The 18344-nt window shown below is 46.4% G+C and carries 18 protein-coding genes; 12 read left to right on the top strand and 6 right to left on the bottom strand.

The genetic code is table 11. The features are described from left to right. Nucleotides 1–11 precede the first annotated feature (11 nt). From MKY10_RS15195 to MKY10_RS15170, 6 genes are all read left to right on the top strand, one after another. Nucleotides 12–953 (top strand): sugar ABC transporter permease, encoded by a 942-nt coding sequence (locus tag MKY10_RS15195; RefSeq protein ID WP_003229507.1) that lies wholly within the window; start codon nucleotides 12–14, stop codon nucleotides 951–953. Continuing rightward, nucleotides 954–1799 carry an arabinose ABC transporter permease AraQ gene (gene araQ, locus MKY10_RS15190; protein ID WP_029318216.1) on the top strand — a complete coding sequence of 282 codons (846 nt, stop codon included), beginning with the start codon at nucleotides 954–956 and terminating at the stop codon, nucleotides 1797–1799. 18 nt (nucleotides 1800–1817) lie between these two features. Continuing rightward, complete coding sequence (gene abfA, locus MKY10_RS15185) at nucleotides 1818–3320, top strand: alpha-L-arabinofuranosidase AbfA (protein WP_004398747.1); 1503 nt, start codon at nucleotides 1818–1820, stop codon at nucleotides 3318–3320. Nucleotides 3321–3471: 151 nt separating this feature from the next. Beyond that, nucleotides 3472–5268 carry a carbon starvation protein CstA gene (cstA, locus tag MKY10_RS15180; protein WP_014477607.1) on the top strand — a complete coding sequence of 599 codons (1797 nt, stop codon included), beginning with the start codon at nucleotides 3472–3474 and terminating at the stop codon, nucleotides 5266–5268. Continuing rightward, the gene (locus MKY10_RS15175) at nucleotides 5211–5399 is read left to right on the top strand and encodes a hypothetical protein (RefSeq protein ID WP_080348093.1); all 189 of its coding nucleotides are present in this window, start codon (nucleotides 5211–5213) and stop codon (nucleotides 5397–5399) included. Before cstA ends, MKY10_RS15175 begins: the two co-directional genes overlap by 58 nt. Further along, nucleotides 5314–5682, top strand: coding sequence for a VOC family protein (locus MKY10_RS15170; RefSeq protein WP_224912984.1), 369 nt, complete (start codon nucleotides 5314–5316; stop codon nucleotides 5680–5682). Before MKY10_RS15175 ends, MKY10_RS15170 begins: the two co-directional genes overlap by 86 nt. Nucleotides 5683–5720: 38 nt before the next feature. Here MKY10_RS15170 and MKY10_RS15165 read toward each other — a convergent pair whose 3' ends face one another. From MKY10_RS15165 to sspI, 4 genes are all read right to left on the bottom strand, one after another. After that, nucleotides 5721–7055, bottom strand: a complete 1335-nt coding sequence (locus MKY10_RS15165) for a (Fe-S)-binding protein (RefSeq protein ID WP_048654947.1) — start codon at nucleotides 7053–7055, stop codon at nucleotides 5721–5723. Then, entirely contained in the window at nucleotides 7052–8464 is a 1413-nt protein-coding gene (gene glcD, locus MKY10_RS15160; RefSeq protein ID WP_004398865.1) for a glycolate oxidase subunit GlcD, read from the bottom strand. Before glcD ends, MKY10_RS15165 begins: the two co-directional genes overlap by 4 nt. Nucleotides 8465–8566: 102 nt before the next feature. Then, entirely contained in the window at nucleotides 8567–9673 is a 1107-nt protein-coding gene (locus tag MKY10_RS15155; RefSeq protein WP_048654946.1) for a CdaR family transcriptional regulator, read from the bottom strand. 68 nt (nucleotides 9674–9741) lie between these two features. Continuing rightward, entirely contained in the window at nucleotides 9742–9957 is a 216-nt protein-coding gene (sspI, locus tag MKY10_RS15150) for a small acid-soluble spore protein SspI (RefSeq protein ID WP_021480275.1), read from the bottom strand. 118 nt (nucleotides 9958–10075) lie between these two features. Between sspI and MKY10_RS15145 the strand changes: the two genes are divergently transcribed. Then, a complete protein-coding gene (locus MKY10_RS15145; protein ID WP_003246182.1) occupies nucleotides 10076–10822 on the top strand; it encodes an RNA methyltransferase in 747 nt (248 codons plus the stop codon). A gap of 66 nt (nucleotides 10823–10888) precedes the next feature. On the opposite strand, the gene MKY10_RS15140 is transcribed toward MKY10_RS15145, so the two are convergent. Then, a complete protein-coding gene (locus MKY10_RS15140) occupies nucleotides 10889–11095 on the bottom strand; it encodes a hypothetical protein (protein ID WP_004398812.1) in 207 nt (68 codons plus the stop codon). An 80-nt stretch (nucleotides 11096–11175) separates the two neighbouring features. Here MKY10_RS15140 and pheS point away from each other — a divergent pair, with 80 nt between their 5' ends. Together pheS and pheT are read left to right on the top strand one after the other, a co-directional pair. Beyond that, nucleotides 11176–12210: a phenylalanine--tRNA ligase subunit alpha gene (gene pheS, locus MKY10_RS15135; RefSeq protein WP_003229529.1), complete on the top strand. Its 1035-nt coding sequence runs from the start codon at nucleotides 11176–11178 to the stop codon at nucleotides 12208–12210. A 15-nt stretch (nucleotides 12211–12225) separates the two neighbouring features. Continuing rightward, nucleotides 12226–14640: a phenylalanine--tRNA ligase subunit beta gene (pheT, locus tag MKY10_RS15130; protein WP_048654945.1), complete on the top strand. Its 2415-nt coding sequence runs from the start codon at nucleotides 12226–12228 to the stop codon at nucleotides 14638–14640. 35 nt (nucleotides 14641–14675) lie between these two features. Here pheT and rnhC read toward each other — a convergent pair whose 3' ends face one another. Further along, nucleotides 14676–15614: a ribonuclease HIII gene (gene rnhC / locus MKY10_RS15125; RefSeq protein ID WP_015251512.1), complete on the bottom strand. Its 939-nt coding sequence runs from the start codon at nucleotides 15612–15614 to the stop codon at nucleotides 14676–14678. 133 nt (nucleotides 15615–15747) lie between these two features. On the opposite strand from rnhC, the gene zapA reads away from it, so the two are divergent. The 3 genes from zapA to polX all read left to right on the top strand — a co-directional run bounded on the left by zapA (nucleotide 15748) and on the right by polX (nucleotide 18331). After that, nucleotides 15748–16005, top strand: a complete 258-nt coding sequence (gene zapA / locus MKY10_RS15120; protein WP_003229534.1) for a cell division protein ZapA — start codon at nucleotides 15748–15750, stop codon at nucleotides 16003–16005. Between the two features lie 6 nt (nucleotides 16006–16011). Continuing rightward, nucleotides 16012–16545, top strand: coding sequence for a CvpA family protein (locus tag MKY10_RS15115; protein WP_003229537.1), 534 nt, complete (start codon nucleotides 16012–16014; stop codon nucleotides 16543–16545). 73 nt (nucleotides 16546–16618) lie between these two features. Next, nucleotides 16619–18331, top strand: a complete 1713-nt coding sequence (gene polX, locus MKY10_RS15110; RefSeq protein WP_003229538.1) for a DNA polymerase/3'-5' exonuclease PolX — start codon at nucleotides 16619–16621, stop codon at nucleotides 18329–18331. The last annotated feature ends 13 nt before the right edge of the window (nucleotides 18332–18344 follow it).

Here is an 18344-nt window from a genome sequence, read left to right as displayed (position 1 = left end):
GGGAGGTTCTCATGAAACCTGTGAAAACAGGAACGGTTCATCCCGTTCCTTCAGCTGCGAAACAATCAGGCTGGCGAGATCTATTTTATTCAAAAAAAGCGGCGCCCTATCTGTTTACAGCGCCATTCGTTTTATCCTTTCTCGTATTTTTTCTATACCCCATCATTAGTGTCTTCATCATGAGCTTCCAAAGAATTTTGCCGGGAGAGGTGTCCTTTGTCGGATTGTCTAATTATACAGCGCTAAACAACCCGACGTTCTATACCGCCCTTTGGAATACGCTGGAATACACCTTTTGGACGCTGATCGTGCTGATTCCTGTCCCATTGCTTCTGGCCATATTCCTGAATTCAAAGCTGGTCAAATTTAGAAATATATTTAAATCAGCACTATTCATCCCGGCATTGACCTCCACCATTGTCGCGGGGATCATTTTTCGGCTGATCTTCGGAGAAATGGAAACGTCTCTGGCCAATTCCATCCTACTCAAACTCGGCTTTTCACCTCAGAACTGGATGAACAATGAACATACCGGCATGTTTTTGATGGTGCTGCTTGCTTCATGGAGATGGATGGGAATCAACATCCTTTACTTTTTAGCCGGTTTGCAAAATGTGCCGAAAGAGCTGTACGAAGCCGCTGATATAGACGGCGCGAATACAATGAAAAAATTTCTGCACATCACGCTGCCGTTTCTCAAGCCTGTAACCGTATATGTGCTGACCATCAGCATTATCGGCGGCTTCAGGATGTTTGAGGAAAGCTACGTCCTTTGGCAGAATAATTCCCCGGGTAATATTGGTCTGACGCTTGTCGGATATTTGTATCAGCAGGGACTTGCCTACAACGAAATGGGGTACGGAGCAGCCATCGGCATCGTGCTTTTGATTGTGATACTTGTTGTCAGCCTGATTTCATTAAAGCTGTCAGGCTCGTTTAAGGGGGAGGGATAAATGTTGCGGCACAGTCCTCAGTTTAGCGTTTATAGAATTGCGCTAACCCTGTTTTTTATTATGCTGAGCCTATTGTATCTTTTTCCGATTTTCTGTTTGCTTTTAGGATCATTAAAGCCGTCATCTGAGCTTTTGCGTGTGGGGCTGAATCTTGAAATTGATCCAAAAGTGATGAGTTTTGATAACTACACATTTCTGTTTAATGGCGGCAGCATTTATTTCAAATGGTTTTTTAACAGTCTTGTACTCGGACTTTTTACGACCGTGCTCACTCTGTTTTTTTCTTCGATGATCGGGTACGGGCTTGCGGTTTATGATTTTAAGGGCAGAAATATCATCTTTGTTCTTGTGCTGATTATCATGATGGTTCCGCTGGAAGTGATGATGCTTCCTTTGTTTAAGCTTACTGTCGGACTGCACTTGATCGATTCATATACAGGTGTCATATTGCCGTTTATCGTTTCACCTGTTGCCGTTTTCTTTTTCAGGCAATATGCTCTTGGCCTTCCAAGAGATCTGCTGGACTCTGCAAGGATGGACGGCTGTACGGAATTCGGCATCTTTTTCAGGATTATGGCACCGCTGATGAAACCGGCTTTCGGCGCGATGATTATCCTTCAGTCCTTAAACAGCTGGAACAACTTCTTATGGCCGCTGATTGTGCTTCGGTCGAAAGAAATGTTTACGCTTCCAATAGGGCTGTCCAGCTTGCTGAGCCCTTATGGCAACAACTATGACATGCTTATATCCGGCTCAGTATTTGCGATTTTGCCGGTGATTATCATTTTCTTGTTTTTCCAAAAGTACTTTATCTCCGGCCTGACGGTAGGGGGAGTCAAAGGTTAATGAAGGAGGAAACGTGTGATGAAAAAAGCGCGAATGATTGTAGACAAAGAATATAAAATCGGTGAAGTAGATAAACGGATTTATGGCTCGTTTATCGAACATATGGGTCGTGCGGTATATGAAGGCATATACGAGCCTGATCACCCTGAAGCGGATGAAGATGGATTTAGAAAAGATGTCCAGTCGCTGATCAAAGAATTACAGGTTCCCATCATCCGCTATCCGGGCGGAAACTTTTTATCCGGATACAACTGGGAGGACGGTGTCGGACCAGTCGAAAACCGCCCGAGACGGCTTGACTTGGCATGGCAAACGACAGAAACCAATGAAGTGGGAACAAATGAATTTTTATCTTGGGCAAAAAAGGTGAACACTGAGGTCAATATGGCCGTCAACCTTGGCACAAGAGGCATAGATGCCGCCCGTAATCTCGTTGAATATTGCAACCATCCGAAAGGCTCTTACTGGAGTGATTTAAGAAGATCGCATGGCTATGAACAGCCGTATGGCATCAAAACATGGTGCTTAGGAAACGAAATGGATGGACCGTGGCAGATCGGCCACAAAACAGCTGATGAATACGGACGGCTTGCCGCAGAGACAGCAAAGGTCATGAAGTGGGTTGACCCATCAATTGAACTCGTTGCCTGCGGCAGCTCAAACAGCGGTATGCCGACCTTTATCGATTGGGAAGCGAAGGTGCTTGAGCATACGTATGAGCATGTCGACTATATCTCTCTTCACACTTACTACGGAAACCGGGATAACAATCTGCCAAACTACTTGGCACGTTCTATGGATTTGGATCATTTTATCAAATCAGTCGCTGCGACCTGTGACTATGTAAAAGCAAAAACACGCAGCAAGAAAACTATCAATCTCTCTCTGGATGAATGGAACGTATGGTACCACTCAAATGAGGCTGATAAAAAAGTCGAGCCGTGGATCACTGCGCGTCCGATTTTAGAGGATATTTACAATTTTGAAGATGCCTTATTAGTCGGCTCTCTGCTCATTACGATGCTGCAGCACGCAGACCGTGTGAAAATTGCGTGTCTTGCACAGCTTGTCAATGTCATCGCGCCGATCATGACGGAAAAAGGCGGAGAAGCATGGAGACAGCCGATTTTCTATCCATACATGCATGCTTCTGTTTACGGAAGGGGCGAGTCACTGAAACCGCTTATTTCTTCTCCTAAGTACGATTGTTCTGATTTCACTGATGTGCCATATGTTGATGCTGCTGTTGTGTACTCTGAAGAGGAAGAAACACTCACTATTTTTGCGGTAAACAAGGCTGAGGATCAGATGGAGACGGAGATTTCGCTCAGAGGCTTTGAATCCTACCAAATCGCAGAGCACATCGTACTTGAGCATCAGGATATCAAAGCAACAAACCAGCATAACAGAAAAAATGTCGTTCCGCATTCCAACGGATCATCGTCTGTCAGCGAAAACGGCTTAACTGCTCATTTCACGCCGCTTTCCTGGAATGTGATCCGCCTGAAAAAACAGTCATAAGAATAGCAAAGCCGGAGAGAAATCTCTGGCTTGTCTTTCAACTGCCACGAGCCGGCCCATTCCAGCCGGCTTTTTGTATAGGAAAAAATGACCGCTTTTCCCCATGAAATTATGATATATTTATGAAAAACAGCAAAGGGGATGGGAGAAAATGAATGCGGTTACAATTGTGATAGCATCAATGTGTATTTTGGCTATTGCCTATCGTTTATACGGAACATTTATGATGGTGAAGGTTCTCAAAGTGAATGATGACAAGCCAACACCTGCTCATGCGCTTGAGGATGGGAAAGACTATGTGCCTACAAATAAATGGGTTTCGTTCGGCCACCACTTTGCCGCGATCGCAGCGGCCGGGCCGCTGGTCGGACCAATTCTGGCGGCGCAGTTTGGCTATTTGCCGGGATTATTGTGGCTGTTAATCGGGGCGGTAATTGGGGGAGCCGTCCATGATATTGTGGTGTTGTTTGCATCGATGCGCAAAAACGGAAAATCGCTGTCGGAAGTGGCGAAGGATGAGCTTGGCCCTGTTGCAGGATTTTGTACAGGACTGTCCATGCTGTTTATCATCACGATCACAATGGCGGGCCTGTCGATGGTTGTCTTGCATGCGCTTGAACGTAATCCATGGGGAACATTTGCGGTAGGGATTACGATTCCGATTGCGATGGGTGTGGGCTTATTTTATAAGAAAACGGGAAATTTAAAGCTCGCTTCAACGGTCGGCTTTCTCTTTTTAATGGCAGGAGTCTTTATTGGTCCATGGGTACAGACTACCGCGCTCGGTGACTTTTTAACGCTAGATACGAAAACGCTTGCAATCGCGCTTCCTGTTTACGCGTTTTTTGCTGCTGCGCTTCCCGTTTGGCTGCTTCTTGCTCCGCGTGATTATTTAAGCAGCTTTATGAAAATCGGTGTTTTTATCGCTTTGATTGTTGGTGTGTTTGTCGTCAATCCGTCCATTCCGTTCCCTGCGTTTACAGAATTCGTAAAAGGCGGCGGGCCGGTGCTGGCAGGGCCTGTCTGGCCGTTCATCTCAATAACCATCGCCTGCGGGGCGATCTCTGGGTTCCATGCCTTTGTCGGCTCAGGAACGACACCGAAAATGCTGAATAAATGGAGTGATATGAAGCCGGTTGCGTTTGGCGCAATGCTTGTTGAGTGTCTTGTCGGCATCATGGCGCTGATTGCAGCGACCGCTTTACAGCCTGCTGATTACTTTGCGATTAACAGCACGCCTGAGGTTTTCCGTACGCTTGGCATGAATGTCGTACATTTGCCTGAATTGAGCAGGGAAATCGGTTTGGACTTAGAAGGAAGAACAGGGGGAGCCGTCACGCTTGCGGTGGGGATGACTTATATTTTTACCGGAATGCCGTTTTTCAGCCATTTGGCCTCATACTTTTTCCAATTTGTCATTATGTTTGAAGCGGTCTTTATTTTAACAGCGATTGACGCCGGCACACGCGTCGCCCGTTATTTGATCCAGGACTTCTTCGGGGAGGTGTATAAGCCGCTGAAGAAAACAGACTGGATTCCGGGCTCTGTATTTGCCAGCGCGCTTGCCTGTTTGATGTGGGGGTACTTGCTGTATTCAGGAGATATCGGTTCAATTTGGGCGCTGTTCGGCGTTTCTAATCAGCTGATGGCTTCAGTGGGGCTGATTATCGGAGCGACGATCGTGCTGAAAATAGCCGATAAACGCCGGTACATTCTGACCTGTCTTATCCCGCTTGCCTATTTATATGTCACTGTCAATTATGCGGGCTATTGGATGGTGCGCAATGTGTATCTCAATCCTGAAGCAGCAGGATATAGTGTATTGAATGGCGTATTATCTATCATCATGCTGGTGTTAGGCTTCATCATTATCGTGGCGGCTGTGAAAAAATGGGCGCAGATGTGGAAAGATCCGAGCTTAAGGATGGAAGCATCTATACCGGGCTAGAAGGACTATTGAAAATGCTGAGGGGGGTTGGCAATGAATCTATCAATGAAATATCTTATTCTATATGTATCGGACAGCAAGCGGGCTATTCATTTTTACCGGGATATTTTAGGACTGCCGATTCGTGCTGAACACGGCACGTATGTCGAATTTGATACAGGGTCTACGATATTGGCGTTTAATACGCGGGAAAGCGCCAGAGACATCACGGCGCTGGACATTCCGGATACATCTGCTTCAAACACATTTGAAATCGGGTTTGTTACTGAAAATGTAGAAGCGGTCATCAAAAGGATGAGAGAACAAGGCGTATCGATTATCGGGGAGCCGAAAGTGAAACCATGGGGGCAGACGGTCGCCTATATCGCTGATCCGGATGGACATTATATCGAAATTTGCAGTCCGATGGAATAACGCACAAAAGCCCAAAACAATATCTGTTTTGGGCTTTCTCATGATGTTTTGTGCCCGGCTGCTTCCAATAGCAAATCAGCCAGGTGAACGGCTCTGACTTTACCGCTTAGTCCTTCGCGTTCAATGCCGAGCTTCATTTGCAGCAGGCAGCCGGGATTTGCTGTTACAATGAGGATCGCTTCGGTTGCTTTGACGGCAGCCATTTTGCTGTCCAGTATTTTCATAGACATTTCAGCTTCGACGATGTTGTAAATTCCCGCTGACCCGCAGCAGCTGTCTGCTTTCTCCATTTCTTTGAATTCAGCACCTTTTATGCTTTTAAGAAGCTGGCGGGGCTCGAGTGACGTATGCATCACATTTCTTAGATGACATGAATCTTGATAGGTAATGATCTGCGGCGTCTCGAGTGCTAGATCCATTTGATGGAAATCGAGCTCAACCAAAACGGACGAAAAATCTTTCAGCTTCTGAACAAACGCAGCAGCCCGTTCCGACCACTCAGGGTCATCCTTCAGCAAATGATCATATTCAGTGAGAAAGGCTCCGCATCCTCCTGCGTTTGTAATGACAGCATCAACGTCTAACGCTTCAAAAGCAGCGATATTTTGTTTCGCGAGCTCTTTCCCTGTGTTTTTTTCACCGCTGTGTCCATGAAGCGCCCCGCAGCAAGCCTGTTCAGGCGGAATGACAATGTCGCAGCCTGCCAGCTGTAAAAGCTTCAATGTGGCGTTGTTGGTCGGTAAAAACATCGTATCCATTAAGCAGCCCGAAAAAAAGGCGACCCGTTTTTTCATGGGGCCAATGGACGGCAGGAAACGCGGCCGATGTTTCATGTCTTTGCTTTTAGGAACATCAGGAAGAACAGCTTCCATCGTTCGCAAATGCTCAGGCAGGACCCGAAGCATACCGGTTTTACGCACAGCGGTTTGCAGTCCTGACCGCTGATACAAACCGATAAGGCTTACAGCTGAGCGCATGCGGTTTTGATGCGGAAACAGCTCGTGAAAAGCCGTCTTTCGCATGACACGTTCACCAAGCGAGTGTTTTTTATTTTGGTGGATAATATCTCTGGCTTCCTCAAGCAGCTGTCCGTATTTCACGCCTGACGGGCATACAGGTTCACAGGCGCGGCAGCCGAGGCAAAGTGACAGCGACCGTTCGACATCTTCATCCGGTTCAATCATACCGTCGGCTACGGCTTTCATTAAGGCGATGCGCCCACGCGGAGAGTGTGTTTCCTGAAATCCCGATTCGATATAGGTCGGACAGGAAGGAAGACAGAAGCCGCAGCGCATACAATTTAATAACTCTCCTTCATCCATACGCTCTTTAAATTCATTTTGGATCTGTTTCATTTCTTTTTCTGTTGTCATCTTTCCGCCACCACACGTTTTCTGGCATCTTTCGCAAACATTTTGCCGGGATTTAATATGTTCCGGGGGTCAAATGCCGCTTTCAACGCTTTCATCGCATCAATGCCTTCTTTTTTCAGCTTCATTTCCAAGTAAGGCGCTTTCATTTCCCCGACTCCGTGCTCTCCGGTTATCGTCCCACCAAGTTCAATCGCTTTCTCAAAAATCTCGGCAAAAGCCTGTTCGACACGTTCCATTTCATCCTTATTTCTTATGTCTGTCGTGCATGTCGGGTGAAGGTTCCCGTCTCCCGCATGACCAAAGGTGCAGATGGAAATATCATATTTAGCAGCAATATCATTAATCGCTTTAACCATATTGGCGATTTCTGAGCGAGGAACGGTCGCATCCTCTAAAATCGTCGTCGGTTTGAGGCGGGCTAGGGCAGAAAGTGCAGAACGCCGGGCTTCAGTCAGGGCAAACGCTTCCTCCTCTGTTTGTGCGGTCTGAACGGATACGGCGTCGCCTTTTTTGCAGATCGCCTCAATCTTTTCCATATCCCGTTCAACAGTTTCAAATGGCCCGTCTTGTTCAATTAACAGAACTGCTTTTGCGCTTGTCGGAAGTCCGATTTTGGCATAATCCTCAATCACCAATAGTGTAGGCTGATCGAGAAATTCAAGCGTAGCGGGTATAATTTTTGCGGCAATAATGTCCGATACCGTTTGAGCAGCGGCATCGATGTTTTCATAAAGGGCAAGCAGCGTCTTCTTTGTTTCCGGCTTTGGAACGAGTTTGACGATTGCCTCTGTCACAATGCCGAGTGTTCCTTCTGAGCCGACAAAAAGACGTGTGAGATCGTATCCGGCCACATCCTTTGCGAGTTTTCCGCCGGTGCGGATGATGTCACCATTTGCGAGAACAACCTCCAGTCCAATAACATAGTCGCGGGTGACACCGTATTTTAATCCGCGTAGCCCGCCGGAATTTTCATTGATGTTGCCCCCGATAGTTGATATTTTCATAGAACTCGGGTCAGGCGGATAAAATAAACCTTTGCTTTCAACTGCCCGGATCATATCCAACGTAATGACGCCCGGCTGAACTGTGGCAGTTAAATTTTCTTCATCAATTTCAAGAATCTGGTTCATGTGCTTAAAGAGAAGCACAAGTCCGCCTTCAGTCGGGCACGTGCCGCCGCACAGGTTTGTCCCTGATCCTCTTGGAACGATCGGCACTCGATGTTCGCTGCAAATTGTTAAAATGCGTGATATTTCATCAGTATTCCTCGGAGCAATCACGGCATCAGGCATAGACTGATACTGAGGCGTCGCATCATATGAATAGACGAGACGGCCGGCATTCGAGTCATCAAAGTTTTCTGGTCCGGAGACCTGAATCAGCTGCTCCTTTACATCCTTGGTGATCATTTCACCCATCCCCCTGTCAAAAAACGCTTTCAATCTATTGTAAAAGAAAAAAAGCAAAGCCTTCCATGGAGAAACATACAAAAAATGAAACTGAAACTCTCTCTATTTTGTATCTTGATCTAAAAAATAGAGTGCGACGTACATCGTGACGACGTCCTCGGTACGGTCAAAACGTAATCCCGTCAGCTGTTCAGCCTTAGCCAGACGATAACGCAATGTATTGATGTGTATATGCATGTCTTCAGCGGTTTGTTTCAAAGACAAATCGTGATGAAAGAAAGTCCGTATCGTATTCATAAGTTCCTGATGCTCTAGCGCCTTTCCTAATACTCTTTGCGGAAATTCGTTTCGGGTTCCCGGGCTGATCTCCGTCAGACACATATCAAGCTTCAGATCCTCTTCAAATATGGGCGTTTTTCGCTTAAGGCTGACAGCCAGCGCTTTTTCCGCTTGCTCGTATGAATCTGTCAGGCTGGAGCTTGCGACAGCCCTTCCGGCGCCAGCTGCTGTATATTGGCTGCTTGCGGTATTGGCAAACGAACAAATGTGAAGGATTTTCCGTAAAAGCCGATCCCTTTGTTCATGCTGCGGCACTTCATGATTAATCAAAATCCGTTCATTTCCCCACCTGATGAACAAATCCGCAGGGTACGAGGATTTCCAGCTGCGTGCCATTTGTTCAATATCATGAGGTGACCACTCATACCCCTGAATAAGAATCATTTGGCGCCGGGAGGAAAGGTCAACACCAAGAAGCTGAGCTTTCTCAAGAAAACTGGGAGACCACTCCTTTAGTTGCAGCCAATCGATCATAAAGGACTCCAGCATTCTCTCACGCCACTGGGATTGCTCTAAGTGCCGCGATTCCTTAATGAACAGTTCTGTCATTTTTCGAAGCAGTTCTCCGAATGGCTGAATCTCTGCAGGCTCACCTGTCAGCCCGAAGACGGCAATCACATCATGGTCAAAAAATACAGGGAGGTTTATGCCTGCTTTCACTCCTTTTAACCTTGTTTCATCTTCTTTTGTAATAATCACGCTGCGTCTTTCTTTTGCGCAGATAAGCGCTCCCTCATGAAATTGTCCGACACGCTCATCGTTTGTGCCTGCCATAATAAGACCGTTCGTGTTTACAATTATGACTTCACGTTCGTACATTTTTTTAACTTCAGCAATAATTTTTTTCGCTAATAACGGCTGTAAAAACATGGCGTTCCCCCTCATCATGTTTTTATTATATAAGAAAAAAACCGGGCGCTGTCACCCGGTTTCATGTCTTATTCGGCGGGTTTTAATCCGCCTTCAAGCGTTTTCAGCATTTCGTTTTTCTCACTTTCGGATGCGTGCTGCCAAATGACTTCGAATAAAACGCCGAGCCCTGGAAGCATTTTTTCTTCACCGCTTTGAATCGCATCTACGATTGTATGCTCAAGCTGCTCCTGATTATTGCCGGTGACATTGGAGATGACGGCATGACGTAAATTAAGATCCATGTAAAACGCTCCTTTTTCTAAAATGTAATACGTATATTCTAACCCTGCACCTGGTTTATTATGTGCTGTTCTTGCGATATAATAACATCATGTTAAAAAAAGGAGCGCCACATAGACAGTGAAACAAATAGAATCGGCAAAAAACCAAAAAGTGAAGGATTGGAAAAAGCTTCACACAAAAAAAGAACGAACAAAAACAAATACATTTCTGATAGAGGGAGAACACCTCGTTGAAGAGGCGTTGAAAAGCCCGGGCATTGTGAAAGAAATCCTTGTAAAGGATGAAACGAGGATTCCTTCAGATCTTGAGACTGGTATCCAGTGCTATATGCTGAGTGAAGATGCGTTTTCAGCTGTGACTGAAACCGAAACGCCGCAGCAGATTGCCGCTGTGTGCCATATGCCTGAAGAAAAGCTGGCAACGGCACGCAAGGTGCTGCTGATTGACGCTGTTCAAGATCCGGGAAACCTTGGCACAATGATTCGAACGGCTGATGCGGCCGGTTTGGATGCGGTTGTACTCGGTGACGGCACGGCGGACGCCTTTAACGGAAAAACACTGCGATCTGCTCAAGGATCTCACTTCCATATTCCTGTTGTGAGAAGAAACCTGCCTTCATATGTGGACGAATTGAAGGCAGAGGGCGTAAAAGTATACGGCACGGCGCTGCAAAACGGAGCGCCTTACCAGGAGATTCCTCAGTCTGAATCCTTTGCGCTCATTGTAGGAAATGAAGGTGCAGGGGTGGATGCTGCATTGCTGGAAAAAACGGATTTGAACCTGTACGTGCCGCTTTACGGACAGGCTGAATCACTAAACGTTGCGGTTGCGGCTGCCATCCTCGTGTATCACTTGCGAGGATAGTGTTGCGCCAAGCGTTGGATTTCTCTATAATAGAACATAATATTTCAAAAACCGTGACAGAGGACCTCAATTTCTGATCAACTGCTTTCCAGGGAGAAAATGCCGCTGACTGAGAGCATTTTTAACGCAGCCGGAAATTGGCTTCACCTCTTGAGTTGTCGCCGGGACCGCGTACACTGCGCGTAAAGGTGAACCGGAATCTGATTCCGTTATGTCAATGAAGCTGACGACAGCATCAGTCTGTCTGAAATAAGGGTGGTACCGCGGCCACAACTCGTCCCTTGTACAAGGGACGGGTTTTTTTATTTTCCAAAGACATATGACGGTTTGTTTACATAAAAGGAGGATGCAAAATGGAAGAAAAGCTAAAACAGCTGGAACAAGAAGCTTTAGAACAAGTAGAAGCGGCAAGCTCATTGAAGGTTGTCAATGATATTCGGGTGCAATATCTCGGAAAAAAAGGGCCGATTACAGAAGTGCTGCGCGGAATGGGCAAGCTTTCTGCTGAGGAACGTCCAAAAATGGGGGCGCTCGCGAACGAAGTAAGGGAGCGTATTGCCAATGCGATTGCTGACAAAAACGAGAAGCTTGAAGAAGAGGAAATGAAACAGAAGCTTGCAGGACAGACAATTGACGTCACGCTGCCGGGGAACCCTGTTGCAGTCGGCGGCCGCCATCCGCTCACTGTTGTCATTGAAGAAATTGAAGATTTATTTATCGGTATGGGCTACACAGTCGAGGAAGGGCCAGAGGTTGAAACGGATTACTACAACTTCGAATCGCTCAATCTTCCGAAAGAACACCCTGCGCGCGATATGCAGGACAGCTTTTACATCACAGAGGAAACTTTGATGAGAACGCAAACTTCTCCTGTCCAAACACGGACGATGGAAAAGCATAAAGGCAAAGGTCCCGTTAAAATCATTTGCCCGGGTAAAGTATATCGCCGTGATAACGATGATGCGACGCACTCTCACCAATTTATGCAAATTGAAGGGCTTGTCGTTGACAAAAACATCAGCATGAGTGATTTAAAAGGAACGCTTGAACTCGTTGCGAAAAAAATGTTCGGGCAAGACCGTGAAATCAGACTCCGCCCAAGCTTCTTCCCGTTTACTGAGCCTTCAGTAGAAGTGGATGTGACATGCTTTAAATGCGGTGGAAACGGCTGCTCAGTATGTAAAGGAACAGGCTGGATTGAAATCCTCGGTGCCGGAATGGTTCACCCGAACGTGCTTAAAATGGCTGGCTTTGATCCGAAGGAATATCAGGGCTTCGCATTCGGAATGGGTGTTGAGCGCATCGCGATGCTGAAATACGGCATTGATGATATCCGCCACTTCTATACAAACGATGTCAGATTTATTTCGCAGTTTAAACAGGCGTAAGAGGAGGATGCAAGGATGTTTGTTTCTTATAAATGGTTAGAGGATTATGTTGATTTAAAAGGCATGGACCCGGCTGTTCTTGCTGAAAAAATTACAAGAGCCGGTATTGAGGTTGAAGGAATTGAATACAAAGGAGAAGGCATCAAAGGCGTTGTCATCGGCCATGTGCTGGAGCGCGAGCAGCACCCGAATGCTGATAAGCTGAATAAGTGCCTTGTGGATATCGGAGCTGAAGCCCCTGTACAAATCATTTGCGGCGCGCCGAATGTGGATAAGGGACAAAAAGTCGCAGTTGCAACAGTCGGAGCGGTGCTGCCGGGCAATTTCAAAATCAAAAAAGCCAAGCTTCGCGGTGAAGAATCAAATGGCATGATCTGTTCCTTACAGGAGCTTGGTATCGAAAGCAAACTTGTGGCGAAGGAGTATGCAGAAGGCATTTTCGTATTCCCTAATGACGCTGAAACAGGAAGCGATGCCTTAGCGGCTTTACAGCTTGGCGATGCGATTCTTGAGCTGGGTTTAACGCCAAACCGCGCGGATGCCATGAACATGCTTGGTGTTGCTTACGAGGTTGCCGCGATTTTAGACACTGAGGTAAAGCTTCCGCAAACGGATTACCCGGCTGCTTCAGAACAAGCGTCTGATTACATTTCAGTCAAAATTGAAGATCAAGAAGCGAACCCGCTGTACACTGCAAAAATCATTAAAAATGTCACGATTGCTCCGTCACCGCTTTGGATGCAGACAAAGCTGATGAATGCAGGCATTCGTCCGCACAACAACGTCGTTGACATCACAAATTTTGTCCTGTTGGAATACGGACAGCCGCTTCATGCGTTTGATTATGACAGATTTGGCTCTAAGGAAGTCGTAGTAAGAAAAGCAGCTGAGAATGAAATGATCGTAACTCTTGATGATCAAGAACGTAAGCTGTCCGCCGATCACCTTGTCATTACAAACGGAACGAAAGCGCAGGCCGTTGCGGGTGTCATGGGAGGAGCAGAGTCAGAGGTTCAGGAAGATACGAAAACGATTTTGCTTGAGGCTGCGTATTTCAATGGGCAGACGGTTCGCAAGGCTTCCAAAGACCTTGGTTTGAGAAGTGAATCAAGCGTAAGATTTGAAAAAGGAATTGATCCGGCGCGCGTACGTCTTGCAGCAGAACGGGCTGCGCAGCTGATCCATCTGTATGCCGGCGGTGAGGTGCTTGCTGGAACAGTTGAGGAAGATCACCTGACAATCGAAGCAAATAACATTCACGTATCTGCTGACAAAGTGAGCAGCGTTCTAGGCCTGACGATCAGTAAAGAAGAACTGATCAGCATTTATAAACGTCTCGGTTTTACGGTCGGTGAAGCGGGTGAACTTCTCGTTGTGACTGTCCCATCACGCCGCGGCGACATTACAATAGAAGAGGATTTAATCGAAGAAGCGGCAAGACTGTACGGCTACGATAACATTCCGTCTACGCTTCCTGAGACAGCGGGGACTACAGGCGGATTAACGGCATATCAGGCAAAACGCCGTAAAGTCAGACGCTTCCTTGAAGGCGCAGGCTTATCACAAGCCATCACTTACTCACTGACAAACGAGAAGAAAGCGGCAGCGTTTGCAATTGAAAAATCACTGAATACTGTGCTTGCGCTTCCAATGAGTGAAGAAAGAAGCATTCTCAGACACAGTCTTGTTCCGAATCTGCTTGATTCTGTTTCTTACAACCTTGCGAGGCAGACTGACTCAGTTGCACTGTACGAAGTTGGCTCCGTTTTCCTGACGAAGGAAGAGGACACAAAACCTGTTGAAACAGAACGCGTAGCAGGAGCTGTTACCGGATTATGGCGCAAACAGCTATGGCAGGGAGAAAAGAAACCAGTTGATTTCTTTGTTGTCAAAGGAATTGTGGAAGGGCTGTTAGACAAACTCAACGTCCTAGAATGCATTGAATTTGTACAGTCTGAACGCCAACAGCTGCATCCGGGCAGAACAGCGAACATTTTATTGAATGGTTCTCTGATCGGCTTCATCGGCCAAGTCCATCCTTCATTGGAAAAAGAACTGGATATAAAGGAAACATACGTATTTGAGCTCGATCTTCATGCGTTGCTCGCAGCAGAAACAGCACCTCTTGTTTACACGGCGATTCCGAAATATCCGTCTGTGACACGTGATATTGCTCTTGTAACAGATAAAACCGTCACAAGCGGACAGCTCGAGAGCGTCATTAAAGAGGCCGGGGGCAAGCTTCTGAAAGAGGTAACCGTATTTGACGTATACGAAGGAGAGCATATGGAGGAAGGCAAGAAGTCAGTCGCTTTCTCACTCCAGTATGTCAATCCTGAACAAACACTGACTGAAGAAGAAGTGACAAAGGCGCACAGCAAAGTGCTGAAAGCGTTAGAAGACACATATCAAGCTGTTTTAAGAGGCTGATAAAAAAGCTTGCAGAGAAATCTGCAAGCTTTTTTCTATGAGCGTTTTTTATCAGCAAGGCGCTGCGCTTTTTGCGTATTGGCGAAATGGAGTTTTGTAAAGGTTCTGAGTGCAGATGCCCCTTTTTTGAGGATCAGCTTGGCGGCCGCTTCATCAACGTGCGGACCGGCTCCTTTCGGAAGTGTCATTCCTGCCTCGCGTGACAGTTTATCCATTTCCATTAAAAATGAATATCTTGCAATGATTGAAGCAGCGGCGACAGCCAGGTGAATACCTTCAGCTTTTGTGCTAAAATAGGTCCGCTCCTTCACAATGTCTCTGCCCTTTAAATGATTGAAGTAGACGCCTGGCTCAGCGAATTGGTCAATCAAAATGGCCTCAGGCTTTATTCCATCCATTTTCCTTAATAAATGGGTGATCGCCTGATTGTGCAGCAATGCTTTCATTTTCCCTTGGCTCATGCCTTTTTCCTGCATGCTGTTATACTTTTCATTTTTTAAAACCAGCAGGCTATATGGAATAGTTTTGATCAGGTTTCGGGCAATCTCGATGATTTGCGGATCTTTTAAATCTTTAGAATCCTTAACACCGAGTTCCTTCATTAAAGGAAGCATGGTTTTGTCGACGTACGCGCATACAACCGTCATTGGGCCAAAGTAATCTCCGGTTCCGACTTCGTCAGAACCGATAACAGACATTCCGGCGATATCTGCCGGAGGGGCATAGCGGGGATCAGCCGGCTTTTTGGCCATTTTCTTCTTTTCCGGCTCTGCTGTTCCCCAGCGCGCGGATTCTGCCGCTGCGTTTTTGCCTTGAAACAAGACCTTACCGGATTGATATGCTGTAATGGTACAGCCGGGCGGTTTCGCCTGAAAAACGGCTCCCTGCGGAACAGAGGCTGTAAGCGAACCGCTGTATGTCATTTTCATTTGGTCAATAGCAGACAACGATACTTTTATCACTGAATGGGACACGTAATAATCTCCTTTTTTTACACTTTTCGCTGTATATACCAGTGTATCATAACAGCGGGAGGCTCGTCTTTCCATTCATTTAATAAACGTGTTATGATAAGAACTAGGATTCTCGCGGAATGGAGGAGAAACGTTGTCTGACGGCAAAAAAACAAAAACAACCGTTGACATTTACGGCCAGCACTTCACGATTGTCGGTGAAGAAAGCAGAGCCCATATGAGGTATGTCGCCGGAATTGTTGATGATAAAATGAGAGAAATCAATGAAAAAAATCCATACCTTGATATAAATAAACTTGCAGTGCTGACAGCGGTAAATGTGGTGCACGATTATGTCAAATTACAAGAGAAATGTGAAAAACTGGAGCGTCAGCTTAAAGAAAAGGATTGAACAACTATGCTAGATATCATCATCTTAATCTTGCTCCTGATGGGGACTTTACTGGGGTTAAAACGCGGTTTTATCCTGCAGTTTATCCGCTTGACGAGCTTTATTTTATCAATTGCCTTTGCGGCTTTATTCTATAAAAACGTGGCACCGCATTTACATTGGATTCCCGCACCCGATTTTTCAGCGGGACAGCCGGCTCTTTCTTTTTTTACGGGGAATTTGGAAGCAGCGTACTATAATGCGATTGCGTTTATCGTTTTATTTATCATTGCTAAAATCTTACTGAGAATCATCGGCTCGTTCCTGAGTATTGTAGCCGGCATTCCGGTGATTAAACAAATCAACCAGATGCTGGGAGCCGTTCTCGGTTTTCTAGAAGTCTATTTATTTACATTTGTGCTGCTGTATGTCGCATCCGTTCTGCCGGTAGACGCGTTGCAGCAAATGATGGGGCAATCGTCTCTCGCAAATGTGATCATTAACCATACACCATACTTGTCAGGGCTCCTACAAGAGCTGTGGACACAGTACGGGGCATAAAAAAACTTCTCTTGTCCGGAGAAGTTTTTTTCAAGTATGATGGAAACATATGTGAACGTCTGGGGGTTATGATATGCATAAAAAAGATATTATCCGGCTGCTTGAAACCATTGCAGTCTATATGGAACTCAAAGGGGACAACCCGTTTAAAGTATCCGCCTTCCGAAAAGCGGCGGCAGCTCTGGAACAGGACGACCGAAGCTTATCAGAAATGGACGATATGATGTCGCTGTCCGGCATTGGAAAAGGAACGTACAGCGTCATTAAAGAGTATATAGATGAAGGAAAGTCAAGCACGCTCGAATCGCTTCAGAAAGAAGTGCCGGAAGGACTCGTGCCTTTATTGAAGCTGCCGGGGCTCGGCGGCAAAAAAATCGCAAAGCTGTATAAAGAGCTCGGCGTACACGATGCAGAATCTCTGAAGGAAGCCTGTGAGCAGCAAAAGGTCCAGGGTCTTGCGGGCTTCGGCAAAAAATCGGAAGAAAAAATATTACAGGCGCTCGGGGAAGCCGGAAAACAGCCTGAACGGTTCCCGATCGGCTACGCCCTCCGGATCGCGCGGGAAATTGAGGAGCATCTTTCTCAATTTACGCATATCATCAAATTTTCTCGTGCCGGAAGTCTCCGCAGAGCGCGGGAAACGGTGAAGGATCTGGATTATATCATTGCTACAGATCATCCGGCTGAAGTAAGAGAGCAGCTTCTTGAGCTGCCAAACATCAAAAGCGTGATCGCAAGCGGAGATACGAAGGTGTCCGTCATCCTTTCCTTTGAATATGAAACAAGCGTCGATTTCCGTCTTGTGACGGAAGAGCAGTTTCCGACAACACTCCATCATTTTACGGGATCAAAGGATCACAATATTAAGATGCGCCAAATCGCCAAAGAACGCGGCGAGCGGATCAGTGAATACGGCGTTGAGACAGTTGAAACCGGAGAGATCAAAACATTTCCGAGTGAACGTGAATTTTATGCGCACTTCGGCCTGCCGCTGATTCCGCCGGAAATTCGTGAAAGCGGACAGGAAGTGGAAACCTACAGCGACAGCATTGAACTGATAGAGCTCGGGCAAATCAAAGGTGATCTCCACATGCACTCAACGTGGAGCGATGGCGCATTTTCGATCAGAGAGATGGCTGAAGCCTGCATCAAAAAAGGCTATCAATACATGGCGATCACCGATCACTCACAATATTTAAAGGTCGCCAACGGGCTTACTGCAGAAAGACTTAAGCAGCAGGCAAAAGAAATTGACGCGCTGAATGCAGAGTTTGAAAACTTCCGTATTTTGAAAGGCGTTGAGATGGATATCCTGCCTGACGGTACGCTCGATTATGATGACGATGTGCTTGCGGAAATGGATATCGTTATTGCATCGATTCATTCCAGTTTTAATCAGCCGGAACACGTGATTATGAAACGGCTTGAGACGGCACTGACAAACAAGCATGTTGACATTATCGCACACCCGACCGGGCGCCTTATCGGCAGACGGGCCGGTTACGAAATCGATATTGATCAGCTGATTGAGCTTGCGAGGAAAACAAATACGGCGCTTGAACTCAATGCCAACCCTGCGCGCCTTGATCTGCGCACAGAGCATTTAATGAAAGCAAACGAACAAGGGGTTACATTGGTGATTAATACTGATGCCCATAATATTGAGATGTTAGACGATATGAAAACTGGCGTTACTGCCGCGCGCAAAGGATGGACGGAAACGAAAAACGTTCTGAATGCCCGGTCGCTTAAAGACGTAGAGGCATTTCTGAAGCGCAACGATTAAGTAAGGAGGCTCA

Origin of the sequence: Bacillus sp. FSL P4-0290, assembly GCF_037975435.1 — a bacterium.
GTDB lineage: Bacteria > Bacillota > Bacilli > Bacillales > Bacillaceae > Bacillus > Bacillus subtilis.
The sequence above is the reverse complement of the archived record's forward strand: the minus strand, read 5'-3'. Positions and strand labels throughout refer to the sequence as shown.